The following is a 24,404-nucleotide window of genomic DNA, read 5'->3' as shown; positions in this document are numbered from 1 at the left end:
GATCCGTCCACTGTTCCTGCCGGTGATGACACCACGGTGACCGGTGTCGGGTTCGCTCCGAACTCGACGGTGACTGTTCAGCTCCTTGACCCGGCCGGTAACCCGGTGGGTGCTCCGGTGGAGAACGTTCCGACCAACGGTGAGGGTGGTTTCACTACTCCGCTGACCGTTCCGGAAGGAAGCGCTCCGGGTGAGTACTCCGTCAAGGGCACCGACGCAGAGGGGGGCACCGATACCGCTCCACTGACGGTGACCGAAGCTGCGGCTCCGTCGGTGACAGTTGATCCGACGTCAGTTGCTCCGGGCGATGACACCACGGTGACCGGTGAAGGCTTCGCGCCGAACTCGCCGGTGACGGTCCAGCTGGTCGACTCCGAGGGCAACCCCGTGGGCGAACCGGTTGAGGTGACCACCGATGAGAACGGCAACTTCACCACTCCGCTGACGGTTCCGGAAGGAACCACCTGGTCTTGCTGGTGTGACTGTGAATCTGTTGGATGGCCAGGGTGCTCCGGTGAATGGTGCTGATGGTCAGCCGGTGACGGCGACTACGGATGAGAATGGTGCGTACCTGTTTGAGGGTCTGCAGCTTGGCGGTTATGTCGTTGAGTTTGCTGGTCTTCCGCAGGGTGCTTCGTTCTCGCCGGCCGGTGCCGGTGATGACACCACGGTTGACTCCGACGCCGGCGAGAACGGCCGCTCCGCGGTTGTCACGCTGACGGCGGACGCTCCGGCCGCTGTTGTCGACGCTGGTGTGGTTGGTGCTCCGGCCCCGACCGAACCGACGGTCACGGTGGATCCGTCCACCGTCCACGCCGGTGATGACACCCAGGTCACGGGCCAGGGCTTCGCTCCGAACTCTCCCGTCGAGGTTCAGCTGGTTGATCCGGCTGGCAACCCCGTGGGCGATCCGGTAGCGGTGACCACTGACGGCGAAGGCAACTTCACCACTCCGCTGACGGTCCCCGAAGGCAGTGCTCCCGGTGAGTACTCCGTGGAGGCTGTCGATGGAGAAGGCGGCGAAGACAGCACCACGCTGGCAGTCACCCCTGAAGATGGCGAAGACCCGACCGTGACCGTGGATCCGTCCGCAGTCGCACCGGGCAACGCCACCACGGTGACCGGTGAAGGCTTCGCGCCGAACTCGCCGGTGACGGTCCAGCTGGTCGACTCCGAGGGCAACCCCGTGGGCGAACCGGTTGAGGTCACCACCGATGAGAACGGCAACTTCACCACTCCGCTGACGGTTCCGGAAGGAACCACCCCGGGCGACTACGCAGTTGTCGCAACCGACGATGAAGGCAACGAAGCAGAGTCTCCGCTGACGGTGATCGAGGCAGGTTCGGTTGATCCGAGCATTGCCGCTGACCCCGCCGTCGTGCAGCAGGGCGGAACCACCCAGGTGACTGGTGATGGCTACAGCCCGAACGCCGACGTCAAGGTCGAACTCCTGAACGCGGCAGGCGCGGCTATCGTGTCGCTCGACACCACCTCGAATGCAGACGGTGCCATCTCCGAGACCCTGGTGGTTCCGGCAGATGCAGCGGTTGCCAGCACCTACAAGGTGCGCGGTACCGACGCTCCGACCCAGCTCACGGCCGAAACCGGCCTGCAGGTCACGGCGGCATCGATCAGCAGCTGCGAAGGCAACCCGTCCCTGACGGTGGTTCCGAGCAAGGTGGAAGCCGGCGGCTCGGCCACGCTGATGGGCAAGGGCTACACCAAGGGTGAAACCCTCACCATCAAGATGGTGAACTCCGCTGGTACGGCGATCGAGGTTGACCTTTCGGGCGCAACCGCGGCAGCCGGCAACGGATTCACCGTGGTCGTGGGCGACAACTGCTCCTTCATCGCCAAGATCACCGTTCCGAAGGGTACGGCGGCCGGCGATTACGAAGTGGTTGCTACCGACAAGGACGGCAAGGAAAAGGGCAAGGCCCCGCTCGAAGTCACCATCAGTGTTGATCCCGGTTCGTCCGGCAACAACGGTGGCAACGGCAGCCTCCCGAACACTGGTGCTCAGGTACTGGGTGTCTCGGTCCTGGCCCTGCTCCTGCTGGCCGGAGGCGCGCTGACCATGGTTGCGGTCCGCATGCGCTCCCGTCGGAGCTAGCAAAGGGATTTCGCCCCCGGATATTCCGGGAGTGAATTCCTGAAAGTCCGGGCCTTCCGGGGTGGTTCTGCCATTCCGGAAGGCCCGGACACCGCCCTTGCGGCAATCCGGGTCGGAGGTAATTTTCCTTGGGGGGAGTTACCTCCGATCCGGCGTTTAAACACAGATCAAACGCAATTGCGATTCACCACAGGATTTCTCGTATGCTCGGAACCATGCGCCGCTTCCCGAAGACTTCTGTTGCTGGAGCCGGCCTCCTGGCCCTGATGCTGGCCGGGTGCACCGGCACCGCAAACGGCGGCGAGCCGGACCCCAAACCCAGCGCGGCCGCCGTCGAGCAGTCCTGCGGGGAGCGGCAGCAAGCCATTTCCCGGACGCTGAGCAGCGGCGCTGCGTGGGCCATGTGCTGGTCCGTGGATCCGAAACTGGGCATGGTGCTTTCCGACATCACTTTCGTCCCGCCCGGCGCTGACGCAATTCCCGTGATTTCCCGGATGTCCCTGGCGCAATTGGAAGTCCCGTACGACAGCGGAAAAAGGCTGACCTCCGATATCACCAGCGCGGGATTCGGCGGGCCGAATATGCACACCATTACCGACGCTGAATGCCCGGCGGAACGCCTTTCCATCGCCATCCCGAATGTCGGCGACGGCAGCAAATTCGGTTCATCCCCGGTCCGTGAAGTGCTGTGCTCCCAGGAAACGGACTCGGCGCTGTCTTACCGTTCGGGTGACCTGGGCCAGGTGGTAGCCAAGCGCAAGCAGGATTGGCAGCTGTCCACCATCTCCAAGGTTGGCTGGTACGAATACGTCAACCAGGTGACCTTCGGGGCCGACGGCTCCATCAGGCCCAGCCTCGGCGCCACGGGAGACCTCTCGCCTGTGGACTACAGCGACGCGAAGCACGGCTGGCCGGTAGGCCCAGGGGACCATGACCACGCCGCCAGCCATTCCCACAATGCGGTATGGAAAATCGACTGGGCCCTGGGCGGGGAATCCGGCCAGAAGGTGGAACAGTTCGACGCCAAGGACACCGGGAAGCTCGGCACCGACGAACTCGGCAAGGCGTCCCCGATCGTCAACGGCACGTTGACCCCCATTCCGAAGCCGGCCTCCGCCCGCTGGACGGACCGCCGCTGGTGGCGCGTCCTGGCGCCGGGCAAGGTCAACGCTGACAAACACCCCATTTCCTACCAGATCGATATGGCCAAAACGGACCGCTTCACCTTCGTGGACGACGCCGAGCACCATGGGAGCGACGCCGGCTACGACGTCGCATTCACCAACGCCGATGAGTGCCAGGTGTTCGCCACCATGAACCGCGGCCGTTGCGGGCGCGGCGTGCCCGAATACGTTGAGCTTGGCAAGGACCAGCCGCTGGATAACGTGGTCACCTGGGTTGCCGTGGGCTATCACCACGTTCCGCGCGACGAGGACCAGTCGCCCATGGAAATGCACTGGCAGGGCTTCAACCTGCTCCCGCGAGACCTCACTTCGCGCCGCGTCGACGTTCCGCAGGAACGCGAATCCCTCAACGGCAAGCCCGAGGACTGGGACGGGCAGATGCCGCCGAAGGAATGACGTGCGGCAGCAATAGTGCCCGACGGCGGCAGGCAACTGCCGCCGTCGGGCACGTTAACGCTGGGGCTCAGGCAGTCCGCAGGGCGCCGAATCCGGCGATCAGCGCATCCAGGCCCATGCGGAAGGCGAGGTCCGAGGGGTAGTTCACGGGGCCCAGGCTCTGCACGGCGGCGGTGAAGTGCGGGGTGGATTCGGCCAGTTTGCCGGAGTCGAAGATGTCCGCGGGCGCGGTGGCGTCGAAGGCGGCGCCGAAGATGTAGGCCTCGAGGGCCACGATGCAGGGGATGATCCGGTCCTCGGGGAAGCCGGCGCGCAGGAATCCTTCCGTGACGGCCTCGTACATGGCGAGCGTCTGCGGGGCGTCGGTGACGGGAAGAACCGCGATCACCGAAATCAGGGGCGTGTGGGCCGAGAAGATATCGCGGTAGGAGTAGGCCCAGGCCCGGACCGCTTCTTCCCAGGGCAGGGTCTGGAAGACGCTGGAGTCCACCTTGGACATGAGGTCTTCTTCCACGAGCTTCAGGACATCGTCCTTGGATCCCACGTGGTTGTAGAGCGCGGAAGGTGCCACGCCCAGGGACTTCGCGAGGGCCACCATGGTGAGGCCGTCGTAGCCCTTCTTGCTGACCAGAGACAGGGCGGCCGTGGTGATGCCGGCCTGGTCCAGGATGGAGCCCACGGGGCGGCCTGCCCTCCGGCGCGGCTTGGTTTCGGCCGGTGACGGGGAGGGCTCGGGCATCGGTGACCTTTCTGGAAACAGCGTTTCAAGCATTATCCCATCGGGGACTTCACAGTTACGTAAGTCACGGGTACAGTAGATAAAAATGAATGCCATTCATTTATGAAGATCGAGGGTCATTCATTACGGCCGGCCAACGGAGCACGGCCACGGAAAGGACATCATGTTGAATCTTGACCGCGACGTCGTGATCGTTGGCGCTGGTCCGTCCGGCCTGACTGCTGCGCGCGAATTGAAGAAGGCCGGCCTGAGTGTCGCTGTGCTTGAGGCCCGGGACCGCGTGGGCGGCCGCACCTGGACGGACACCATTGACGGTGCCATGCTCGAAATCGGCGGCCAGTGGGTCTCCCCGGACCAGACCGTCCTCATGGAAACCCTTGAGGAACTTGGCCTGGAAATGTACTCCCGTTACCGCGAGGGCGAGTCCGTCTACATCGGTGCGGACGGCAAGCACACCCGCTACACCGGCGCTTCCTTCCCCGTCAGCGAAAGAACCGCCGCGGAAATGGACAAGCTCACCGCCATTCTGGACGGCCTCGCCGCTGAAATCGGCGCCGAGGAACCGTGGGCACACCCCAAGGCCCGTGAGCTGGACACCATCTCCTTCCACCACTGGCTGCGCCAGAACTCCCCGGATGAAGAAGCCTGCAACAATATCGGCCTGTTCATCGCCGGCGGCATGCTGACCAAGCCGGCACACGCGTTCTCCGCCCTGCAGGCCGTGCTCATGGCCGCTTCGGCCGGTTCCTTCACGAACCTCACAGACGAAGACTTCATCCTCGACAAGCGCGTGATCGGCGGCATGCAGCAGGTCTCGCTGCGCATCGCCGCGGAACTGGGTGACGACGTCGTCCTTAACTCCCCGGTGCGCACCATCAACTGGGAAGCCGCCGTGCCCGGCGACGAATCCGCCGGCTACCGCGTTTCGGTCGAATCGGACCGCGCCACCGTGAACGCCCGCTTCGTGATCATGGCCGTGCCGCCGAACCTCTACAGCCGCGTGTCCTACCACCCGCCGCTGCCGCGCCGCCAGCACCAGATGCACCAGCACCAGTCCCTGGGCCTGGTCATCAAGGTCCACGCCGTCTACGAAACCCCGTTCTGGCGTGAGAAGGGCCTCTCCGGCACCTGCTTCGGCGCCGGCTCGCTGGTCCAGGAAGTATACGACAACACCAACCACGGCGACACCCGTGGCACCCTGGTGGGCTTCGTCTCCGACGAAAAGGCCGATGCCATGTTCGAGCTGAGCGAAGAGGAACGCAAGGAAGCCATCCTGGGCTCGATCGCCGAATACCTGGGCGAGGAAGCCAAGAACCCCTCCGTGTTCTATCTGTCCGACTGGGGCTCCGAGGAGTGGACCCGCGGCGCCTACGCGGCCAGCTACGACCTGGGCGGCCTGTCCCGCTACGGCAAGTCCCAGCACGACGCCGTCGGCCCCATCTACTGGTCCTCCTCCGACCTGGCAGCCGAGGGCTACCAGCATGTGGACGGCGCGGTGCGCATGGGCAAGAAGACCGCCGCCCGCATCATCGCGGCCAACGACCGCGTGGCGGAGCCGGTTGGCTGAATCCGCTGACCGGTTTGGCATGTCGCGGCAGTGTTTGGGAGATTCACTGCCGTGATGTGCCAAACGGCTGGCGGACACAGCGCATAAAAAGAGCATCCCGGCCCTTGGATTTCCAAGGGCCGGGATGCTTTTTTGTTTGAACTACTTCGTGACGAAGACGATGCCTTCCGGAACGTCCGGACGGATTTCAGTGCCCACCTTGCGTGCCAGAAGGTCGTCCAGGCGGTCCAGCGGGCCGATGAGGACGCGGCCGCCGGCCTTGGCCACGCGGATGGCCGCATTGACCTTGGGCTGCATGGAACCTTCGGCGAACTTGAGCTCGCTGATGGCCTCCGGGGAGGCGGTGAGGATGTCACGCTGCTCCGGGGTGCCCCAGTTTTCGCTGACGAAGTCGCCGTCGGTGAGCATGATCAGGGTGTCCGCCTCGAGCTCGGCTGCAAGGGCTGCGCTGGCGGCGTCCTTGTCGACGACGGCCTGCATGCCGATCTGGTGGCCGCGGCCGTCGAGCTTCACGGGAACGCCGCCGCCGCCGACGCAGACCACCAGGGTGCCGTTGTCGAGGAGGGTGCGGACCAGCGGGGACTGGACGATGCTGATCGGTTCCGGGGACGGAACGACGCGGCGGAAGGCCTTGCCGTCCTTGGCAATCGTCCAGCGGTACTCGGCCGCGGCCTCTGCGGCATCCTGCGCGGAGTAGGTGGGGCCGATGAGCTTGGTGGGGCGATGGAAGGCGGGATCGTTCTCATCCACCACCGTGGTGGTGACGATGGCGGCCACTTCACGCTCTCCGGCGAGGGCGTTGGAGAGTTCCTGCTGGATGACGTAGCCAATCATGCCCTGGGTTTCGGCGCCAAGGATGTCCAACGGGTAGGCCGCGACGTCCTGGTAGGCCAGGTTCTGCAGGGCGAGGAGGCCCACCTGGGGTCCGTTGCCGTGCGTGATGACCATTTCGTGTTCGCGTGCCAGCTTGGCAAGTGCCTGGCAGCTTTCCTTGACGTTTGCCCGCAGGCGGTCGGCCGTCATCGGCTCGCCGCGCTTCGCGAGGGCGTTTCCGCCCAGGGCGACTACAACTCGCATCTAAATCCTCCTTGATGGAAACAACCAGCTTGTGCCACATGGTATACCATCTTGTGTGGTAATGGACGGGGTTTTTCTGAAATCTCGCGGTAAGACTGGCTGAAGGGCTCCGAATGGAAACTGCAACCCGCACACTCTGTATACCGAGCGTTTCCGTGGACTCCAGGCTTCTTGGCGCTCTCCGCGAGCAGCCGGGCCGCGGCCACGTCCATTCAGTCTTCGACCGGGTCATCAACATCACGGCGCCCTGGGGCGGGCTCGTTTCCGTGGCCGTCAAGCAGCTCGACGACGCGCCATGGACCGTCCGCGCCGAGGCGGGCGACTGGAGCGGGCTGATAGTCCAGCCCGGCGACCCGGTATTGATGGACTCCCGCAGGTTCGCGTTCGGGCCCGACGGCGGCGCGGGAGCTCCGGAGGCGACCGTCCAGTTGGGTGGCGCCCGCGAATGGTTCGCCAAGAAAGTGGACATGTCCGCCTTCGCTGCCGCCGACTTCACGCTGCGGGCAGACGCCATTGAGTCCGTGCTTGAGGACCGCGGCGTACGGGGCGGAATCCTCGAAGCCGCTGAAGGCGGCTCTGAAGGCGCAGGGGCACTTAACGACTTCGAGAAGGGCATCGCCGAGGGCCTGCGCTCCGGCCGCGAAGCCCTCCGCAGCGCTGTCAGCGCAGGCGACGCCACCCGGATCCGCGACGCGGCCTTGGCGCTGCTCGGCCTCGGCTCCGGACTCACCCCGGCCGGCGACGACTACCTGTGCGGTCTTGCCCTGATCGCCTCCCAGCCCGGCAGCCGCCTGGCCGGACTGCGTGCAGAACTGTCCGACGTCGTCGCGCAGAACCCCGAACGCACCACCGAACTCAGCTGGACCACCCTCCGCGAAGCGCTTGACGGCCGAGCCCGCGAGGCCCTGCTGGAGCTGCTCAGCCAGCTCGTCCGCCGCAAGCCGGAGGACGCCGCGGACCTCGCCCAGGCACTCCGTGTGCCCTTCGACCGCGTCCTCGCCATCGGCCACAGCTCCGGCACTGACATCCTGTGCGGCCTGCTGGCCGGGCTCCGCCTGGAGGCTGCGCTGCGGTAGGGGCTAACGGAAGTCCCTCAGGGGTGCGCTTTTCGCGCCGGCCGCGTTCTCGGCGTCGTCCAGCGCTTGGGCGAGCTGCTCGACGGCGGCCGGGTACCCGCCGTCGGCCGCTATCCGGGCGGATTCGGCCCGGCGCATGGCGCGGAACAGTGCGGCAATCGCCGGAAGCCGCGGATCACCCATCGCCGGATAGTCGATCTGCCGGCCGGGATCCAGTTCGTAGGGTTGCCAGCGCTGCAGGATGTCCCGGTGCCGGGCCGCCGCAGCGTTGAAGAGGACCTGCCGCTGCCGCTGCATGGCGATTTTCCGCTCGCCGATCGTGGTGGCCGCCGCGGTGACCGCCGCCAGGCAGAGCAGCGCCAGCCCGACGGCGGGGGACAGCAAAGCGGGAACCAGCAGCGCCGGAACAATCACCACGAGCCCGGCGAAGGCGTTCCAGAAAACGGCGTCCGGTTCGCGGGCGGAGCTCCTGCGCAGCGCCAGGACAGTTGCGGCGACGGCCGTGATGAGCAGGACGGACCAGAAGAGCGTCTGCCACGGTCCCAAGTGGATTCCGGATATGGCGGACATTGGACACCTCCACGCTGCGCGGCCGCCTTTTATCCAGTATGCGCCGGTGCGGGAAGTGTGGCGAGGGCGCCGGAAGCTAGGCTTTCTTGGCCTTCTCGGCGGCCTTCTTCGCGTCCTTGACACGCTTGGCTTCGGAACGCACGGCGGCGTGGGTGGCGCGCTCGACGACGAGCCACTGCGGCGGTGCAGTCAGCAGGGCGGTGATTTCCGCCGTCGTCAGCGGCTCGGTGATGCCGCCGCGCGTCAGTCCGCTGATGGAAATGTTGAGCTTCTGCGCGACCACCGGGCGCGGGTGCGGGCCGTTGCGGCGCAGTTCGGCCAGCCACTCGGGCGGATTGGACTGCAGTTCGGCGAACTCGGCGCGCGTGATGGCTGAATCCTGGAACTCCTGGGGAGCAGCGGGCAAGTAGATGCCGAGTTTCTTGGCAGCAGTTGCCGGTTTCATGGCCTGGGAGCTGGGGGACTTCATGGTTCAAGGGTATCCCCGGATGCAAGCGGAGGCCTGCGCGTGCCAAGTCTGGCTCGCGTTTGCGTTACCAACTGCTGGTTCCTGCCGCATATGCGTATCTATGATGAATCCATGCCGCAGATACGTGTTTCCGAAGCAGCCCGCTTCCTCGGCGTCAGCGATGACACCGTGCGACGTTGGATCGACAACGGTGCGCTTACCGGGACCAAGGACGACGCCGGCCGCGTGGTGGTGGACGGCCTGGAGTTGGCGCACCTGGCCCGGGAACAGGCCGCCCTGCCGGACGATCCCACGCGCGTGGGCAGCTCGGCACGGAACCGCTTCGTGGGTTTGGTCACCGGAATCACGGCGGACAAGGTCATGGCCCAGGTGGAGCTGCAGTGCGGGCCCTTCCGTGTGGTGTCTCTCATGAGCAGCGAGGCCGTGCGGGACCTCGGCCTGGAACTGGGCTCGGTGGCCACAGCGGTCGTCAAGGCCACCACGGTGATCATCGAAACGCCGCAGGGAAAGGGCATCGGATGAGGCAGGCATTCGGGAAGGCCGCGGCGCTGCTTGCCGCGTTTGGCCTGGCTTGTTCATTGGCCGCGTGCGGATCGTCCGGGGGTGGCGCTACCTCCGGGAGCGGCGCTACGGAGGAAACGCTGACCGTCTACGCCGCGGCCTCGCTCAAGAAGACGTTCACCGGGCTCGCCAAGGCTTTCGAACGCTCGCACCCCGGTACAAAGGTGGTGCTCAACTTCGCGGGATCTTCGGACTTGGCCACGCAGATCAGCCAAGGTGCGCCGGCCGATGTGTTTGCCTCGGCGGACACGAAGAACATGGACAAGCTCGCCGACGCCGGGCTGCTGGACGGCGAGCCGGCGGACTTTGCCACGAACGTCCTGGAGATCGCCGTCCCGCCGGGCAATCCGGCGTCGATCTCCGCTTTTGCGGACCTCGCCAAACCAGGAGTGAAGGTAGTGGTCTGCGCTCCCCAGGTGCCCTGCGGCGCTGCCACGGAAAAAGTGGAAAAGGGCACCGGCGTGGGACTCAAGCCGGTGAGCGAAGAATCGTCCGTGACGGACGTCCTGGGCAAGGTCATCTCCGGCGAGGCCGACGCCGGGCTGGTCTACGCCACGGATGTCCTGTCCGCAGGGAACAAGGCCAAGGGCATCCCCTTCCCCGAGGCGGCGCAGGCCGTGAACACGTACCCGATCGCCACCGTAGGGGTCGCCAAGAACAAGGAACTGGCGAAGGCATTCGTCGAACTGGTCACCGGCGCCGAGGGCCGGGAGGCCCTGGCCGACTCCGGTTTCGGGGCGCCGTGAGCTCTCCGATGGGGTCCGCGAGGAACGGTCATGCCTACAGCGGAATCCCGCGTTGGCTGTACGTGCCGGCCGCCGTCGGGGCCTTGTTTGTCCTGCTTCCGCTGGCGGCGATGCTGGCAAAGGTGAACTGGGCCCAGTTCATTCCGCTGGTGACCTCCGCGGCCTCGCTGGATGCGCTGGGATTGAGCCTTCGGACCTCGGCCGCCAGCACCGCACTGTGCCTGGTCTTCGGCGTGCCGCTGGCCATGGTCCTGGCGCGCCGGCCCTTCCGTGGGCAGCGCCTTTTCCGTGCCTTCGTGTTGCTGCCGCTCGTCCTTCCGCCGGTGGTGGGCGGCATTGCCTTGCTCTACACCTTCGGGCGCCAAGGCCTCCTGGGGAAAGGCCTGGAAGTGGCCGGACTCCAGATCGCGTTCTCCACCACGGCGGTGGTCCTGGCCCAGACCTTCGTGGCGCTGCCGTTCCTGGTGGTCAGCCTTGAAGGGGCGCTGCGGACCGCCGGCAAGCGCTACGAAGCCGTGGCGGCCACCCTCGGCGCTTCGCCCGCCACCGTCCTCCGCCGCGTCACCCTGCCGCTCGTGCTGCCCGGGCTGGCATCCGGCGCCGTGCTGTCCTTTGCCCGCAGCCTCGGCGAATTCGGCGCCACGCTCACCTTCGCGGGGAGCCTGCAGGGCGTCACCCGGACCCTGCCGCTGGAAATCTACCTGCAGCGCGAGTCCGACGCCGATGCCGCCGTCGCGCTGTCCCTGCTGCTCGTCGCCGTGGCGGTGGCCGTCGTCGGGCTCTCCTACCGGAAACAGCAGGTGTCCGCATGAGCTTCACCATGTCCGCCCGCGTCGACGGGCGCCTGGACGCTGCTCTCACCGTGGCGCCGGGCGAAACCGTTGCGGTGTTCGGGCCGAACGGCGCGGGGAAGTCCACGCTGCTCGCCGTGGCTGCCGGGCTCTTGAGGCCCGACGCCGGATCCGCCCGTTTGGGGGACAGGCAACTGTTCGCAACGGGCGACGGCGGCCGGCAGCACCGGGTGCCCCCGCACTGGTTCCCGCCGCACAGGCGCGGGGTGGCCCTGCTGGCGCAGGAAGCTTTGCTCTTCCCGCATCTCAGCGTGCTGGACAACGTGGCGTTCGCCCCGCGCAGCGGTGGGAAGTCGCGCGCGGAGTCCAGGAAGGCCGCGCGGCACTGGCTGGGCGAAGTGGACGCCCTGGAATTGGCGGAGCGCCGGCCGGCGCAGTTGTCCGGCGGGCAGGCGCAGCGCGTCGCCGTGGCCCGCGCGCTCGCCGCCGAACCCGAGCTCCTCCTGCTCGACGAACCCATGGCCGCACTCGACATCCATGCCGCACCGCAGCTGCGCAGGGTGCTCAAGCGGGTGTTGGCCGGGCGGAGTGCGGTGATCGTTACCCACGATGTGCTCGACGCCCTGATGCTCGCGGACCGCGTGGTGGTGCTGGAGCGCGGCAGGGTCTCGGAAGAGGGGCCCGTCCGTGAAGTGCTGGGACGCCCGCGGAGCGCCTTCGCCGCGGGGCTCGCCGGGCTGAACCTGATGACCGGGACGGTCACCGCGGCCGGGCTTCTCGCCGCGGGCGGGCAGCTGGTCACCGGGACTCCCGACGGCGAAGCGGCGGCGGGGGAGCCCGGCGTCGCCGCGTTCCCGCCGTCGGCCGTGTCCGTCTTCCTGGAACTGCCGCACGGCAGCCCGCGCAACTGCTTCCCAGTGACGGTCACGGAACTGGAGCCCCATGCCGGACGGATCCGCGTCCGGGCAGGGGAGCTGAGTGCGGACATCACCCCGGCGGCCTCGGCCGAACTCGGCTTGGAACCCGGTATGCGGGTGTTCTTCGTGGTGAAGTCGGCCGAGGTGCAGGTGTACGGGGCGTAGGTGTACGGGGACCACCCAACGCGGGGTCAGTTACGGCCCATGTTTGGCGGCAACATGGGCCGCAAGTGACCCCGCGTCGGGCAGAGCTTTGCCCTTAACGGCGCTTTGCCGGGCGGACAGGGCGCCGCCCGGCAAAGCAACCGCTCAGGAAGAGCGCCTAGGGCCTACTTCTGGTGTGCTCCGCGACGGCGGGTTGCCAGGAGCAGGACGAGCCCGGCAAGGCCAAGGCCTGCGGCAACGAAGACGAGGGAAACACCCTCAGCGCCGGTGCTGGCCAGTTCCGCAGCCTTGGCGGTCGGGGCAGATGTTGCCGGCGCGGGAGTGGCCGAACCGCTCGGGCTGCCTGTGGGCGTTGCGGTTTCCGTCGGTGTCGCCGTTTCGGTGGGCGTCGGAGTCTCCGTGGGAGTGGTGGTTTCCGTCGGCGTCGGCGTCGGGGTCGGAGTTGGCGTTACGGTCTCGGTGGGCGTGGGGGTCGGCGTGGGGGTGACGGTTTCCGTCGGCGTCGGGGTCGGTGTCGGCGTGGGCGTCGGGAAGGTGCAGGTGGCGGTGTTGGTTACCGTGACCGTGTATTCCGTGGGGCCCTGGATGTGGAGTTCGCCGGGGCCGAACCACTGAAGGTCATGCATGCGTCCGTTGTGGAGTTCCCGGCCGCCTTCAGTGAAGGTGCTGTCCACGACGCAGTTGGGCAGGTTGATCTGCTCTGCGATGGTTACGGGCTTGCCGTGGTGGACATAGTAACCGGTGCCCCAGGCTGCGGGATCGACGGTCTGCGGTACCGAGTTCGGGCCGTTGTCGTGGTGGAAGGTCAGCTTCAGTGCGGCATCGAACGTGACGCCATTGACTTCATCGCCGTTATTGATGGTTTCCCCGTTGACCGTCCAGATCTTGTTGACGGTCAGGAGCGCGCAGTTGGGCATGGTGTTCGGCTGGGCGGGATCACAGGTGGAGAAGCCGGGCGTAGTGGGATCTTCCTCTTCCTCGACGTCCTCGGCCTGGGCGGCAGGAGCCTCCTGGGCGGCCGGGACCTCCGGCGCGGCAGGGGCTTCCGGGGCCGCCGGAACAGCGGGAGCCACGGGCGCGGCAGGGGCTTCCGGAACGGCCGGCTCAGCAGGAATTGCCGGAACGGCGGGCGCGGCCGGCTCGGCAGGAACTGCGGGAACTTCAGGAGCGGCAGGTTCGGCGGGTGCGGCCGGTTCAGCTGGTTCAGCAGGCTCTGCCGGTGCTGCGGGAGCAGCGGGGACCTCTGCCGGTGCCGCCGGTGCAGCGGCAGGCTCAACCGGTGCCGCGGGTGCGACGGCGGCGGGCTGAGCTTCCGGGATGGTTGTGCTTGCGACAGTCTCGGGCGGTGCAGCCGGAGCAGCGAATGCCACGCCCGCGGCGCCCAGCAGCAGCATGGGAACGACGGTGAGCGCGGCAGTCCTCGCTCCTGGCCGGAAGTGTTTGTTCATTATGGATGCCTCCTTGCATGCCCCCCAGTGGGCGGCCCGTTTTGAACATCGAGTTGATGATGAAACCTGGTCTCCAGAAGGCCAACGGAGGGGCCATCGGGAGCACGTCGAAATCCTCCAGAGCTTCCAGGCAATAAGGTGCCCGGAAGTTTGAATGCAGCGAATTGTCCAGACTCGTGAGACGCCGCATTCGGAGCCTTCGCACTTAAAGTGCGTAGGAGCGCGGGTTCGTGTTGCGAATTCCGGAAAAAACTTTTGACGGCCGCTCTATTTCGCCGGCCGCGGCGAATTAAAAGATATTTGCTTCTTTTCGCAACACGATCCGAGCCATCGCCCCACTTAACAGATATGAGAACGTTCGCATCGTTCGGGGGATGGCGTGGGGATGGTCGCGGCTCATGAACATCTAGGCGACCCGCAACTCATTGCCGAAATACGGGCCGGCAAGACCGTGGCGTTTGACGTCTTGTACAGCCGCCACCGTGATGCCGCGCGTTTCCTTGCCGAGGCACAGACAGACAACGCAAGTGATGCCGAGGACGTGGTGTCCGAGGCCTTCGCGGTTGTTTTCGCTGCCCTTCTTGCGGGCAAGGGCCCGGACGAGTTCTTCCGCCGGTATTTGTTGACGGTGGTCCGCCGTATGGCGCACCGGCGCAATCTGCAGGCCGCACGGGCCATACCAGCAGAGGATGAGCTCCTGGATACTGTGGTCGACTTTGATCCGATCGTGAGCGCCTTCGAGTCCGCGGTCATGGTGCGCGCGTTCAGGTCCCTTCCCGAGCGGTGGCAGTCGGTGATTTGGTACATGGACATCGAGCAAATGAAGCCGGCGGCCGCCGCGCTGCTGGTGGGTATCAGCCCCAACGGGGCGTCGTCGTTGCTGATCCGTGCCCGGGAGGGCCTGCGCCAGGCCTACCTGCAGCACCACATTGAGCTCCAGGGTGATCATCCATGCAAGGAATTCGCAGGTCAGCTGGGGAAATACCTGAGGAACAAACTAAGCCGCTCTGCCCGGCGGAAACTCGAGGACCATTTGGCCACCTGTGAAATGTGTGCAGCGCTGCTCTTCGACCTCAAGGACATTCATGCCGGAATGCAGCGCGGAGCAATTCCCACTCTGCAAGAATCGCCTTCCTGACAACAAATTGCAAGTAATAGAATTCTCTCGAATAATCGCCTTCGGGAACGGGGCATCGTCCAGCGATGCCCGCCATGCGCTTGCCGGGTGGCCCAGCGTAGGCCACGCTTGGAAAATGGTGTCAAAGGGCCGGGACGGCCGTGCCGGGATCGACGCCGCCCTGGTGCGGCGGCTGATTGCCGCTCAGTTCCCCGAATGGCGGGACCTGCCCGTTGAGCCCGTGGCCTTCGACGGCTGGGACAACCGCACTTACCGGCTCGGTGAGGACATGACAGTCAGGTTGCCCACCGCCGCTGCCTATGTTCCTGCCGTGGTCAAGGAAAACGAGTGGATCCCGCGGCTGGCGCCTTTCCTGCCTGTTGATGTGCCACCGATCCTTGGAATGGGAACCCCCGGCGAGGGTTACGGGTTTCCGTGGTCCGTCCGGGGCTGGCTGGACGGAATTGCAGCGGACCAAGCATCGGTGGAAGACCTCTCCGCTTTTGCGCTGGCCGTCGCGGACTTCCTGTTGGCGCTGCAGTCCTGCAGCACGGAGGGCGCGCCCCCGGCCGGCGCGCACAGTTTCTACCGGGGAGCATCGCCGTCCTACTACGACGACGAGACCCGCTTTTGCCTCAAAGCCCTCGAAGGACGGATCGACACTGCCGCGGCCGCGGAGGTCTGGGATGCTGCCCTCGACGCGGAATGCGGCAGCGAAGCCACGTGGTTCCATGGCGATGTCGCTGCGGGGAACCTGCTTGTGGCAGATGGCGCCTTGTCTGCCGTGATCGACTTCGGTACCTGCGGAGTGGGTGATGCCGCCTGCGATCTGGTGATTGCCTGGACCATGTTCAGCGGCCGGAGCCGCGCGGTGTTCCGGGATGCCGTCAACAAGGGCGCCGTCGGCCAAGATGACGGCATGTGGGCGCGCGCCCGCGGCTGGGCGCTGTGGAAGGCATTGCTGGGGCTCGTGGAGAAGGGTGGGCCCGCGGGTGTGCGGGACGACGAGCGCCTGCGGATCGTCCACGACGTGGTTGAGGAGCACCGCATGCGGGCCTGAGCCGGCTTCCTGTAACGAAACAGCCCCGGGTTCCTTGGGAACCCGGGGCTGTTTATTACTGACTTGCGGAAGGATCAGACGGCGGCGTCGGCCGGAACCTTCGCGTCGGCGTCGTCCGCTGCTTCTTCCGCCGCGGGGGCCGCGGCAACTGCGCCGCGCTTGCGGTAGCGGAAGTGGAAGAACAGGTAGCAAGCCACCGTGAAGGCGCCGCCGAAGTACAGCGCCGTCACCTGGGTGGGATCGAACGCGATGCCGATCATCGAACCCAGGCAGGCCAGGAAGGCCACGATCGGGACCACCGGGAAGAGTGGAGCCTTGTACGGCAGAGTGGAAAGGTCGCCGCCGTTGCGGATGAAGGCACGGCGGTGGAAGTAGTGCGAAGCCACGATCGACATCCACACGGCCACAGTGGCAAAACCGGCAACCGAGGTCAGCACCAGGTACACGGTGGTGGGAGCCACCACGCTGCTGATCAGCGAAGCCATGCCGCCGAGGATGCTGACGACCAGGGCGACCATCGGGATGCCGCGCTTGGTGAGCTTGCCCAGGACCTTGGGCGCGTGGCCTTCGGCGGAGAGCGAGAACAGCATGCGTGCACAGGAGAACAGGCCGCTGTTGCCCGCGGACAGCAGTGCGGTGATGACCACGAAGTTCATGATGTCCGCGGCGTACGGGACCCCGATCGCGGAGAAGACGGTGACGAAGGGGCTCTCGTCGAGGCCGGCTTGTTCGTAGGGGATGGTGGCGGCGATAACGACGATCGCGCCGATAAAGAAGATCACCAGGCGCAGCACGGTGGTGCGCATCGCCTTGGGGATGTTCTTCTCGGGATCGGCGGTTTCACCGGCGGCCACGCCGATCAGTTCGGAACCGGAGAACGCGAAGAAAACCACCAGGACCGTGACCAGCACGCCGGTGAAGCCGTTCGGGAACAGGCCCTGCGACGTCGAGAAGTTCTCGAACAGGTGCGGGTATTCGCCCTCGGCCATGGGGTGGAAGCCCAGGATGGCGGCGCCGCCCAGGATGATCAGGCCGACGACGGCGGCGACCTTGATCATGGCGAACCAGAACTCGCTCTCGCCGAAGACACGGGACGAGATGGCGTTCATGGTGAACAGCACGGAAGCGAAGACGAGGCACCAGATCCACACCGGAACATCCGGGAACCAGCGCTGCATCAGCAGGCCGGCCGCGGTGAATTCGGAGCCGAGGGCCACCACCCAGGTGAGCCAGTACAGCCAGGCGGTGGTAAAGCCGGTGGCGGGGCCGATCGAACGGGCGGCGTAGATGTGGAACGCGCCGGAGACCGGGTAGGCGATGGCGAGTTCGCTGAGGCAGGCCATCACCAGGTAAACGACGACGGCGCCGATCAGGTAGGCGATGACCGCACCGAGCGGTCCAGCCTGGGAGATCGTGTAACCGGAGCTGACGAACAGCCCGGAGCCGATGACGCCGCCGAGGCCGATCATCACCAGGTGGCGGGCCCCCATGGACCGCCTCAGGCCTGGTGTGGCCGGTTCTGCCGGGGGCGCCTGCGTATCGGCGTCGTGGAGCGGAGCAGCGCTCATTGGTCCTCCGTGAGGTTATTGCAGGGCAAAGTTGGGCGCGCAGAAAGAGCCGGATGACACCGGAATCTGCGGGGGTCTGGTTTTCAGGGTAGGGGGGAACTACCTGACGGGACGATTCCGGTGATCAAGCTAACACCGCTCCGGGCCGCTCATGAGAGCTCAGGCACATCGTCAAAAGATCGTCATTGTCGGGCTTGGATGCGGGGCTTTGAGCAACAGTAAAACTGATGCTGGTTCGATGCTGTTTATAGCTTTGCTTGGCTTTGCTGCTATCTTTGCCCCGCTTTCCGCCGGAGCCCCGCCGGGCCCGGGCCGCCCGAGCCAGCCTTCAGCCGGGTGGGCCGGCCGTCCGGCGCGGTACTGTGAACGGGTGCCAGTAGAAGAGGAACCCCGCCCGGCCGACGTCGACAATTCCGGCGCGGACGCCGGAACTGAGCCCGGCGCTGCGCCGCCGGATGAAGGCCGCCGCGAGCTCCGCTTCGCCTACGTTCCCGGTGTGATGCCGGGCAAGTGGATCCGCCGCTGGGAAGAACGCATGCCGGATATTCCGTTGCGTTCCTTCGTGGCCGACGGCGCCGCCCAGCTTTCGGTGCTGCGCGACGGTTCCGCGGACCTCAGCTTCGTCCGGCTGCCGGTAGAGCAGGAGGAACTGCACGTCATTCCGCTGTATGAAGAGCAGCCTGCCGTGGTGGCGCCGAAAGGCCACGAAATTACCGTCTTCGAGGACGTGGAGCTGGCGGACCTGGCCGAGGAAAACTTCCTGGACATCGCCGAAATGGGCGGGCCTGAGATGGCGCTGCAGGTAGTGGCTTCCGGTGCGGGCCTGGTGATCATGCCGATGCCCATGGCCCGCCACTTCAACGTCAAGGACACCGTGGCCCGCCGGCTCCATGGCGCTGAGCCCACCCGGATCGCACTCGCCTGGCCCAAGGATGCCACGGACGAGGTGATTGAGGAATTCATCGGGGTGGTGCGCGGCCGTACCGCCAACAGTTCCCGCCAGCCCTCGGCCAAGCAGGAAAAACCCAAACGGGCGCCCAAGTCGGACCGCCGCGGCAAGGCCTCTGGAAGTGGTGCGGGCGGCGCCAAGAAGGTGGCCCAGCGCTACGCCCCCAACCCGGACAAGGGCCGCGGCCGTGGATCTCGGAAGAAGGGCAAGCGCTAACCACGGCTCGCTGAAAGGGCCCGGCGCGCCGCGCCGTTCACGCCGCGGTCAGGCGATGCCCTGTTCGCCCTGTTCGCGGATAAGGGTGAGGCCTTCGCGGTAGCTGGTGACACTGAACTCCGGGAAGCGGTTCGTGAACTTCGTCGAATCGAAGCGGTTGTCGTGCTGGTACCGGGGGAGGAGTTCCTTGAGCTCGCGCACCTGGGGCGAGAACACCGCGGCGGCTTCAAGGACCCACCGGGGGATTACGCCGTAACCGGCGTCCTGTCCGAAGACCTCCGCGGCGAGAGTGGTGAACTGGCGGTAAGTGAGCCGGTTCCCGTCCACGGGAAGGTGCCACGTCTGGCCGAAGGCGTCGGGGGTATTGCCCAGGACGGCGAGCCCCCGGCTTGCGTCGGGCGTCCAGATGAGGCTGCGGAGCGTGTCGTCGCGGACCGGCACGCGGGGCTTCTTCCCCGCCTTGAGCTTGTCGAGGATGAGGGAGTTGGTGATGCTCTGGGTGCGGCCGGGCCCGTAGAACTCCGGGGCCCGGGCGATGAGGACCGGGATGTCGCCGCGGTCCATTTCCTTCAGCACCATTGAGGCCATGGCCGCGCGGACCCTGCCTTTGCGGCCGAGCGGGGAGAATGTGGTGTCTTCCGTCTGGAGGCGGCTGTCCTGCGGGTACATGTAGGTGTTGTCGAAATAGGCGAAGCCGGCCCCTGTGGCACGCGTGGCATCGAGGGCGTTCTTCAGCATGGTGGGGAACTGCTTCTCCCACAGTTCCGTGTTAGCGGGCAGTCCGGCCGTGAAGTACACGACGTCGCTGCCCTGGACGGCGGCGGTGGTTTGTTCCGGGTCGAGCAGGTCGGCCCGGAACAAGGTGTCCGTGCTGTTGACCTTGCGTGGATTCCGGCTCACCAGCCTGAGGTCGGAGGTGTGTGCCCGCCCGAGCTCCTTGGCGAGTTCGACGGCGATCTGTCCCGTTGCTCCCAGGATCGTTTGCAAGTCCATGTCCTTTCCCCGCAGGTGACGCGCGCGCATTCATGCGCTATGTTTACACTGATTACTTTGGAGCGTACGGGGAGAAGTTAGCAGTGTCAACATCTGAGCGGGCCTACCATCACGGTGACCTCCGCGCCGCGCTGCTCAGCGCCGCGATCGACATGCTTGAGGCGGGGGAAGCATTCTCCATCCGGGCTGTTGCACGCCGCGCGGGCGTATCAGCGGCGGCGCCCTACCGGCACTTCGCGGACCGTGAACAATTGGAATCCGCGGTGGCGGTCGAAGGATTCAAGGATCTCCGGGCCGATCTCGGGGCGGGCCTGGCGGAAGCGCCGGACGATGCGCCCGCTGCCGACGTGATCGCCGGACTGGGGGTGGCGTATGTGATGTTCGCGCTGCGGCGGCCGGCCCTGTTCCGCTTGATGTTCGGCAATGAGTGCGACGATGCCGACAGTGAACGGGTGCTCGCCTCGCAAGGCCTCCACGAACTGCTGGGCCGCATCATCGCCAAGTACGTCCCCGGCGCGCCGGTGGATGACCTTTCGAAAGCCATGTGGAGCGTGGCCCATGGCCTGGCCTTCCTGCATCTGGACGGTAAATTCCGCCCGGAGCCCGCAGGGGACGTCGCTGACCGGGTCCGCTCCGTCGTGGCGGCGCTCTTCGCCTTGCCCGCCGGGGCTGACCGCCCCCGATGAACTAGCCGTTACCCAACCCTGGAGGTCCTCATGGCACAACGCATCCTCAACGTCGTCACCAATGTGGGGCACTACGACGACGGGTCGCATCCGACCGGCCTATGGCTGTCGGAACTCACTCACGCCTGGCACGTCTTCGAAAGCCACGGCTTCGAACAAACCATCGTCAGCCCGAAGGGCGGGAAGTCTCCCCTGGAGCCCCGTTCCCTGAAGTTCCCGAGCTATGACAAGACGGCCAAACAGTGGAGCGCGGACCCCGCCAGGATGGCGCTCCTTGAGAACACGCTCAGCCCGGAGCAAATCAACTCCGCCGACTACGACGCGATCTACTTCACCGGCGGCCACGCTGTCATGTACGACTTCCCGGACAGTGAGGGCCTTCAGCGGATCACCCGTGACATCTGGGAACGCGGCGGCGTCGTATCGTCCGTATGCCACGGGTACTGCGGGCTGCTGAACACCCGCCTTTCGGACGGCAGTCTGCTGATCGCGGGGCGCAGGATGACCGGCTTCGCCTGGCGCGAAGAGGAACTTGCCGGCGTCGACAAGCTGGTCCCTTACAACGCCGAAGAGGAGTCAAAGCAGCGCGGCGCCTTGTATGAAAAAGCCCTGCTTCCCTTCGTTTCATATGCCGTAGCCGACGGGCGGCTCGTCACCGGCCAGAACCCCGGCTCAGCCAAGGCGACCGCCAAGAAGGTTGCCGAGCTCCTGGAGGCGCCCACGGCATAGGGCTGTTCGAGTTTGTGCACTTTGTTGCCTGATTGTGTGCGTTTCCCAAAACTGTGCTGGGAAGCACTCAATGAGGAGACAACCGTGCACACAACCACCCCAAGCCCGCGAACCGCGGCCAGGAGCCTTGCCGCGCTCGCCGCTGCTGCCGCCATGGCCGCCGCCGGAATCGCAGCAGTCCCCGCGGCCGTTGCAGCAGAAACGCCCCCGCCGCCCACCGGCGTCGCATACGCCAGCGACGTCCCCTGGCTCAGCATGAGCAACGGCTGGGGCCCCGCTGAGCTGGACATGAGCAACGGCGGGCAGGCCATGGGCGACGCGAACCGCCGCCCGCTCACCATCGACGGCACCGTCTACGCCAAAGGCCTCGGCACCCACGCGGCGTCGTCCATCAAGTACAACCTTGGCGGTCAATGCCGGCAGTTCCTGTCCCAGGTGGGCATCGACGCCACCCAGGCCGGCCGAGGACGCGTGGACTTCCGGGTGTTCGTGGACGGCGCCGAGCGCTTTGCCGCGGAACGCAAGGGCACGGACAGCGCGCACCCGGTGAACGTGGACCTCAGCGGCGGCACAACCCTGGAACTGCGCGTCGACGCCGGCCCCGAAGGCAACGGCAACGACCATGCCGACTGGGCGGACGCCCGCATCAACTGCTCCGACGAATACCTCGCCATGCCGCTCCGCCTCGCGGGCGCAGCCGGGACGAACCTCAACGCGCTGGTCCCCGGCACACCGGCCACCGTCGTCGTGCGGGACCTCAAGCCGCTCAGCCCGCTGAGCCTGAGCTTGCGCGGCGAAAACGTGGCCGACGCCGTCGCTGACGCCAGCGGTACGGCGACCGTCACCTTCGTGGTGCCCGCCGAAGCCGCGGGCGGCGTTGCGGAGCTGCTCGCCACCGGCACCGGACCGTTCGACGTCCCCACCAGCGGCACGCTCAGCACACTCATCGTCCAGCTCAGCGACGCGAAGTTCTATGTGGACTGCTCGGCACCTGTGCCCGGCGACGGCAGCCAGTCCAGCCCCTTCAACTCGATCGCGCAGCTCAACGGCCACGGCGCCTTCAACGCGGGCGAGTCCATCCTTTTCCGCGCCGGCACCAGCTGCACCGGCGCGCTCAAGCCGGCGGGCACCGGCGTCGCGGGCCACCCGATCACGCTCTCCAGTTACGGCGAGGGCGCCAAACCGACCATCAACGGCAACGGCGCGGTGGCGGCCATCCAGATCACCAACGCCAGCCACTGGACCGTCAGTGGCCTGCACGTGCTGAACCCTTCGGACACGCCTACCCGGCGCGTCGGCATCCTCGTCGAAAACAGCGGCACGGCGCAGACTGCCGGCATCGTGGTCACCGGAAACCACGTGGAGGACGTGGCCGGCTGGCGCAATAAGGCCACCAACGGCGCAGGCTTCGCGCAGTCGGCGGGCATCATGGTGCGCACCTGGGGCAAGGGCTCGGTGGACGGCATCACCATCACGGACAACGAGATCAACGATGCTGCCGGCGGCGGCGTGAAGATCTCCGCGCCGGACACCACCGAGCGCTACAACACCAAGGTGTACGTAGCCCGGAACAACATCCACGACGTGGGCGGGGACGCGATCGTGATCCACAACTCCGACGCCCCGCTGATCGAGCACAACAGCGGCCTCAACCTCGGCCAGGGCGCCCACCCCTACGAAGGCGGCAACTTCGCCGGCATGTGGCCCTACAACTCGAAGAACCCGGTGTTCCAGTTCAACGTGGTGGGGAACAGCACCACCTCCGTGTACGACTCCACGGCCTGGGACTGCGACATGAAGATCGTGGGCACCTGCCTCTTCCAGTACAACTACTCCTACGGGAACGCCGGCGGCTTCTACCTCAACTGCGTCTCCAACTGCGGCGGCGGATCCACTGCGGCCAATGTGGTGCTGCGCTACAACGTGGCCCAGGACGACTGCCGGCTGGGTGGCGCCAGCACCGGTCCGGGCAAGCACTACATCTACAACAACACCTTCTACTGCCCGTCCCGCGGCTTCCTGGACGACATGACCGGGCCACGCGAAGTCCGCAACAACATCTTCGTGGCGGCCGGCGGTGCCCTGCGGCCGGCGTCCGCGGTGTACTCCAACAACGCCTACTTCGGCGGGATCCAGCCGCCCGCGGGGGAGACTTCCGCTGTGCTGGGCGACCCCAAGCTGATTGCCGGCGGCAGCGGCCAGACCACCCTGGACGTGCCGGGGTACAAGCTCGCGTCCGGCTCGCCGCTGCTGGGTGCCGGCGTTGCCATCCCCGACGACGGCGGCAAGGACTTCTTCGGGAACCCCACCCCTTCTTCCGGTTCCGGCAGCGCGCCGAACATCGGCGCGTACCAGGGGCCCGGCGTCGAGGTTTCACCCCTGCCGTTTGCCGCGCTCCTGAACCAGACCTCCGTGGCAAACGCCGCAAATCCGCGGAACGGCGCCATCACCGCGGACCGCCGCACGCTGTCGGAAGAAGCTCTCGCTGAGGCCGGGCTGGTGAGCGGCCAGCGGTACTCGGCGTTCGGCGTCGAGTCCGTGTGGCACCCGAACGCCGTCGGAACCCCGGATACCCTCAAGGCGGCCGGCCAGGAACTGGCGATCTCCGGGCAGGGGCGGACGCTCCTGGTGACCGGCTTCTCCACGGGCAAGGTGTGCTCCGGCGTGGCCACGGTGCATTTCACGAACGGCATGTCCAAAAAGGTCACCATCACCCTGCCCAACTGGAAGGACGGCGTGCCCACGGATACCAGCATGCTGCTGGCGAAGTCGGCGTACCACCAGCGGCACACGCAGGCGTATATCGGCGGGGCGTCCACCGTGCAGCGGATCGACGAAGCTGCCTCGGTGTTTGCCACGAAGATCGACCTCCCGGCCGCGTTCGAGGTCTCCGGCATCACCCTCCCGGCGGGCAGCGCCCTGGTGGATGAGGGCCTGAACATCATGGACGTGGCCATCGGGAACCTGCCGGTGGGGCTCGAGTAGCTCCCTGCTGCGGTTGCAATGGCGCCCCCTCCTTGTTTGAACTGGTCCCCGATAGTTGGACTGGCTAAGTAGGATCCTAGGCCGCGAGGGCCTGGGCGCGGTATTGCACCGGGCTCAGGCCCTCGAGCTTTGTGGAGATCCGGTCGTTGTTGTACCAGTGGATGTACTCGTGCAGAGCCGGTGCCAGTGCGTCGGTGTTGAGGAACCGGACGTGGTGGAAGAGTTCTTCCTTGAGGTGTCCGAAGAAGTTCTCCATCACTGCGTTGTCGTAGCAGTTGCCCT

The 24,404-nt window shown here is 66.3% G+C and carries 22 protein-coding genes and 1 pseudogene; 15 read left to right on the top strand and 8 right to left on the bottom strand.

Translation table 11 applies throughout. The features are described from left to right. From BIU82_RS19885 to BIU82_RS09625, 3 genes and pseudogenes are all read left to right on the top strand, one after another. Nucleotides 1-528: pseudogene (locus tag BIU82_RS19885) on the top strand (hypothetical protein); the annotation flags it as partial. Continuing rightward, nucleotides 515-2,113, top strand: coding sequence for an SdrD B-like domain-containing protein (locus BIU82_RS09630; protein WP_139146566.1), 1,599 nt, complete (start codon nucleotides 515-517; stop codon nucleotides 2,111-2,113). The pseudogene BIU82_RS19885 and the gene BIU82_RS09630, both read left to right, overlap by 14 nt. 203 nt (nucleotides 2,114-2,316) lie before the next feature. Continuing rightward, nucleotides 2,317-3,693 (top strand): hypothetical protein, encoded by a 1,377-nt coding sequence (locus BIU82_RS09625; RefSeq protein WP_070349258.1) that lies wholly within the window; start codon nucleotides 2,317-2,319, stop codon nucleotides 3,691-3,693. 67 nt (nucleotides 3,694-3,760) lie between these two features. On the opposite strand, the gene BIU82_RS09620 is transcribed toward BIU82_RS09625, so the two are convergent. Then, a complete protein-coding gene (locus tag BIU82_RS09620; protein WP_253182736.1) occupies nucleotides 3,761-4,432 on the bottom strand; it encodes a TetR/AcrR family transcriptional regulator in 672 nt (223 codons plus the stop codon). Nucleotides 4,433-4,595: 163 nt separating this feature from the next. Between BIU82_RS09620 and BIU82_RS09615 the strand changes: the two genes are divergently transcribed. After that, nucleotides 4,596-5,999 (top strand): NAD(P)/FAD-dependent oxidoreductase, encoded by a 1,404-nt coding sequence (locus tag BIU82_RS09615; protein WP_070349256.1) that lies wholly within the window; start codon nucleotides 4,596-4,598, stop codon nucleotides 5,997-5,999. Nucleotides 6,000-6,140: 141 nt separating this feature from the next. On the opposite strand, the gene BIU82_RS09610 is transcribed toward BIU82_RS09615, so the two are convergent. Next, on the bottom strand, nucleotides 6,141-7,076 hold the full coding sequence (locus tag BIU82_RS09610; protein ID WP_070349255.1) for a carbamate kinase: 936 nt from the start codon (nucleotides 7,074-7,076) through the stop codon (nucleotides 6,141-6,143). Nucleotides 7,077-7,189: 113 nt separating this feature from the next. Between BIU82_RS09610 and BIU82_RS09605 the strand changes: the two genes are divergently transcribed. Continuing rightward, nucleotides 7,190-8,152 carry a DUF2877 domain-containing protein gene (locus tag BIU82_RS09605; protein ID WP_083292273.1) on the top strand — a complete coding sequence of 321 codons (963 nt, stop codon included), beginning with the start codon at nucleotides 7,190-7,192 and terminating at the stop codon, nucleotides 8,150-8,152. A 3-nt stretch (nucleotides 8,153-8,155) separates the two neighbouring features. Here the strand turns inward: BIU82_RS09605 and BIU82_RS09600 are convergent, their stop codons facing one another. After that, nucleotides 8,156-8,722 (bottom strand): hypothetical protein, encoded by a 567-nt coding sequence (locus tag BIU82_RS09600; RefSeq protein ID WP_070349253.1) that lies wholly within the window; start codon nucleotides 8,720-8,722, stop codon nucleotides 8,156-8,158. A gap of 76 nt (nucleotides 8,723-8,798) precedes the next feature. After that, the gene (locus BIU82_RS09595) at nucleotides 8,799-9,191 is read right to left on the bottom strand and encodes a DUF5997 family protein (RefSeq protein ID WP_070349252.1); all 393 of its coding nucleotides are present in this window, start codon (nucleotides 9,189-9,191) and stop codon (nucleotides 8,799-8,801) included. Between the two features lie 111 nt (nucleotides 9,192-9,302). Between BIU82_RS09595 and BIU82_RS09590 the strand changes: the two genes are divergently transcribed. The 4 genes from BIU82_RS09590 to BIU82_RS09575 are packed head-to-tail and all read left to right on the top strand — an operon-like array spanning nucleotide 9,303 to nucleotide 12,371. Next, nucleotides 9,303-9,713, top strand: coding sequence for a TOBE domain-containing protein (locus tag BIU82_RS09590; RefSeq protein WP_070349251.1), 411 nt, complete (start codon nucleotides 9,303-9,305; stop codon nucleotides 9,711-9,713). Beyond that, nucleotides 9,710-10,498 (top strand): molybdate ABC transporter substrate-binding protein, encoded by a 789-nt coding sequence (gene modA, locus BIU82_RS09585; protein WP_070349250.1) that lies wholly within the window; start codon nucleotides 9,710-9,712, stop codon nucleotides 10,496-10,498. Before BIU82_RS09590 ends, modA begins: the two co-directional genes overlap by 4 nt. A gap of 8 nt (nucleotides 10,499-10,506) precedes the next feature. Then, entirely contained in the window at nucleotides 10,507-11,310 is an 804-nt protein-coding gene (locus BIU82_RS09580) for an ABC transporter permease (protein WP_070349249.1), read from the top strand. Next, on the top strand, nucleotides 11,307-12,371 hold the full coding sequence (locus BIU82_RS09575; protein ID WP_070349248.1) for an ATP-binding cassette domain-containing protein: 1,065 nt from the start codon (nucleotides 11,307-11,309) through the stop codon (nucleotides 12,369-12,371). The genes BIU82_RS09580 and BIU82_RS09575 overlap by 4 nt, the downstream gene beginning before the upstream one ends. A gap of 164 nt (nucleotides 12,372-12,535) precedes the next feature. On the opposite strand, the gene BIU82_RS20040 is transcribed toward BIU82_RS09575, so the two are convergent. Beyond that, nucleotides 12,536-13,819 (bottom strand): LPXTG cell wall anchor domain-containing protein, encoded by a 1,284-nt coding sequence (locus BIU82_RS20040; RefSeq protein WP_216099012.1) that lies wholly within the window; start codon nucleotides 13,817-13,819, stop codon nucleotides 12,536-12,538. 385 nt (nucleotides 13,820-14,204) lie between these two features. Between BIU82_RS20040 and BIU82_RS09565 the strand changes: the two genes are divergently transcribed. Further along, nucleotides 14,205-14,957, top strand: a complete 753-nt coding sequence (locus BIU82_RS09565; protein WP_070349246.1) for a sigma-70 family RNA polymerase sigma factor — start codon at nucleotides 14,205-14,207, stop codon at nucleotides 14,955-14,957. Nucleotides 14,958-15,072: 115 nt separating this feature from the next. Then, on the top strand, nucleotides 15,073-15,996 hold the full coding sequence (locus tag BIU82_RS09560) for an aminoglycoside phosphotransferase family protein (protein WP_070349245.1): 924 nt from the start codon (nucleotides 15,073-15,075) through the stop codon (nucleotides 15,994-15,996). A 74-nt stretch (nucleotides 15,997-16,070) separates the two neighbouring features. Here the strand turns inward: BIU82_RS09560 and BIU82_RS09555 are convergent, their stop codons facing one another. Further along, nucleotides 16,071-17,564: an amino acid permease gene (locus BIU82_RS09555; protein ID WP_070349244.1), complete on the bottom strand. Its 1,494-nt coding sequence runs from the start codon at nucleotides 17,562-17,564 to the stop codon at nucleotides 16,071-16,073. Nucleotides 17,565-17,934: 370 nt separating this feature from the next. Here BIU82_RS09555 and BIU82_RS09550 point away from each other — a divergent pair, with 370 nt between their 5' ends. After that, nucleotides 17,935-18,729, top strand: a complete 795-nt coding sequence (locus BIU82_RS09550) for a LysR family transcriptional regulator substrate-binding protein (RefSeq protein ID WP_074466421.1) — start codon at nucleotides 17,935-17,937, stop codon at nucleotides 18,727-18,729. 48 nt (nucleotides 18,730-18,777) lie between these two features. Here BIU82_RS09550 and BIU82_RS09545 read toward each other — a convergent pair whose 3' ends face one another. Beyond that, a complete protein-coding gene (locus tag BIU82_RS09545) occupies nucleotides 18,778-19,722 on the bottom strand; it encodes an NAD-dependent epimerase/dehydratase family protein (RefSeq protein ID WP_253182735.1) in 945 nt (314 codons plus the stop codon). 83 nt (nucleotides 19,723-19,805) lie between these two features. On the opposite strand from BIU82_RS09545, the gene BIU82_RS09540 reads away from it, so the two are divergent. From BIU82_RS09540 to BIU82_RS09530, 3 genes are all read left to right on the top strand, one after another. Beyond that, on the top strand, nucleotides 19,806-20,408 hold the full coding sequence (locus tag BIU82_RS09540) for a TetR/AcrR family transcriptional regulator (RefSeq protein WP_070349243.1): 603 nt from the start codon (nucleotides 19,806-19,808) through the stop codon (nucleotides 20,406-20,408). Between the two features lie 30 nt (nucleotides 20,409-20,438). Then, nucleotides 20,439-21,137, top strand: a complete 699-nt coding sequence (locus BIU82_RS09535) for a type 1 glutamine amidotransferase domain-containing protein (RefSeq protein ID WP_070349242.1) — start codon at nucleotides 20,439-20,441, stop codon at nucleotides 21,135-21,137. 84 nt (nucleotides 21,138-21,221) lie between these two features. Beyond that, nucleotides 21,222-24,122: an NPCBM/NEW2 domain-containing protein gene (locus BIU82_RS09530; RefSeq protein ID WP_139146563.1), complete on the top strand. Its 2,901-nt coding sequence runs from the start codon at nucleotides 21,222-21,224 to the stop codon at nucleotides 24,120-24,122. A gap of 76 nt (nucleotides 24,123-24,198) precedes the next feature. Here the strand turns inward: BIU82_RS09530 and BIU82_RS09525 are convergent. Continuing rightward, a partial coding sequence (locus BIU82_RS09525; RefSeq protein ID WP_139146521.1) for an IS3 family transposase occupies nucleotides 24,199-24,404 on the bottom strand: 206 nt, incomplete at its 5' end.

The sequence above is a fragment of the Arthrobacter sp. SW1 genome (assembly GCF_001766675.1).
GTDB lineage: Bacteria > Actinomycetota > Actinomycetes > Actinomycetales > Micrococcaceae > Arthrobacter.
The sequence above is the reverse complement of the archived record's forward strand: the minus strand, read 5'-3'. Positions and strand labels throughout refer to the sequence as shown.

What these genes read in the sequence shown, in the direction of transcription:
- BIU82_RS09595 (WP_070349252.1), bottom strand. Translation starts at nt 9,191, where the DNA reads ATGAAGTCCCCCAGCTCCCAGGCCATGAAACCGGCAACTGCTGCCAAG.
- modA (WP_070349250.1), top strand. Translation starts at nt 9,710, where the DNA reads ATGAGGCAGGCATTCGGGAAGGCCGCGGCGCTGCTTGCCGCGTTTGGC.
- BIU82_RS09590 (WP_070349251.1), top strand. Translation starts at nt 9,303, where the DNA reads ATGCCGCAGATACGTGTTTCCGAAGCAGCCCGCTTCCTCGGCGTCAGC.
- BIU82_RS09625 (WP_070349258.1), top strand. Translation starts at nt 2,317, where the DNA reads ATGCTCGGAACCATGCGCCGCTTCCCGAAGACTTCTGTTGCTGGAGCC.
- BIU82_RS09565 (WP_070349246.1), top strand. Translation starts at nt 14,205, where the DNA reads ATGGTCGCGGCTCATGAACATCTAGGCGACCCGCAACTCATTGCCGAA.
- BIU82_RS09605 (WP_083292273.1), top strand. Translation starts at nt 7,190, where the DNA reads ATGGAAACTGCAACCCGCACACTCTGTATACCGAGCGTTTCCGTGGAC.
- BIU82_RS09535 (WP_070349242.1), top strand. Translation starts at nt 20,439, where the DNA reads ATGGCACAACGCATCCTCAACGTCGTCACCAATGTGGGGCACTACGAC.
- BIU82_RS09560 (WP_070349245.1), top strand. Translation starts at nt 15,073, where the DNA reads ATGGTGTCAAAGGGCCGGGACGGCCGTGCCGGGATCGACGCCGCCCTG.
- BIU82_RS09580 (WP_070349249.1), top strand. Translation starts at nt 10,507, where the DNA reads ATGGGGTCCGCGAGGAACGGTCATGCCTACAGCGGAATCCCGCGTTGG.
- BIU82_RS09610 (WP_070349255.1), bottom strand. Translation starts at nt 7,076, where the DNA reads ATGCGAGTTGTAGTCGCCCTGGGCGGAAACGCCCTCGCGAAGCGCGGC.
- BIU82_RS09575 (WP_070349248.1), top strand. Translation starts at nt 11,307, where the DNA reads ATGAGCTTCACCATGTCCGCCCGCGTCGACGGGCGCCTGGACGCTGCT.
- BIU82_RS09545 (WP_253182735.1), bottom strand. Translation starts at nt 19,722, where the DNA reads ATGGACTTGCAAACGATCCTGGGAGCAACGGGACAGATCGCCGTCGAA.
- BIU82_RS20040 (WP_216099012.1), bottom strand. Translation starts at nt 13,819, where the DNA reads ATGAACAAACACTTCCGGCCAGGAGCGAGGACTGCCGCGCTCACCGTC.
- BIU82_RS09555 (WP_070349244.1), bottom strand. Translation starts at nt 17,564, where the DNA reads ATGAGCGCTGCTCCGCTCCACGACGCCGATACGCAGGCGCCCCCGGCA.
- BIU82_RS09620 (WP_253182736.1), bottom strand. Translation starts at nt 4,432, where the DNA reads ATGCCCGAGCCCTCCCCGTCACCGGCCGAAACCAAGCCGCGCCGGAGG.
- BIU82_RS09600 (WP_070349253.1), bottom strand. Translation starts at nt 8,722, where the DNA reads ATGTCCGCCATATCCGGAATCCACTTGGGACCGTGGCAGACGCTCTTC.
- BIU82_RS09615 (WP_070349256.1), top strand. Translation starts at nt 4,596, where the DNA reads ATGTTGAATCTTGACCGCGACGTCGTGATCGTTGGCGCTGGTCCGTCC.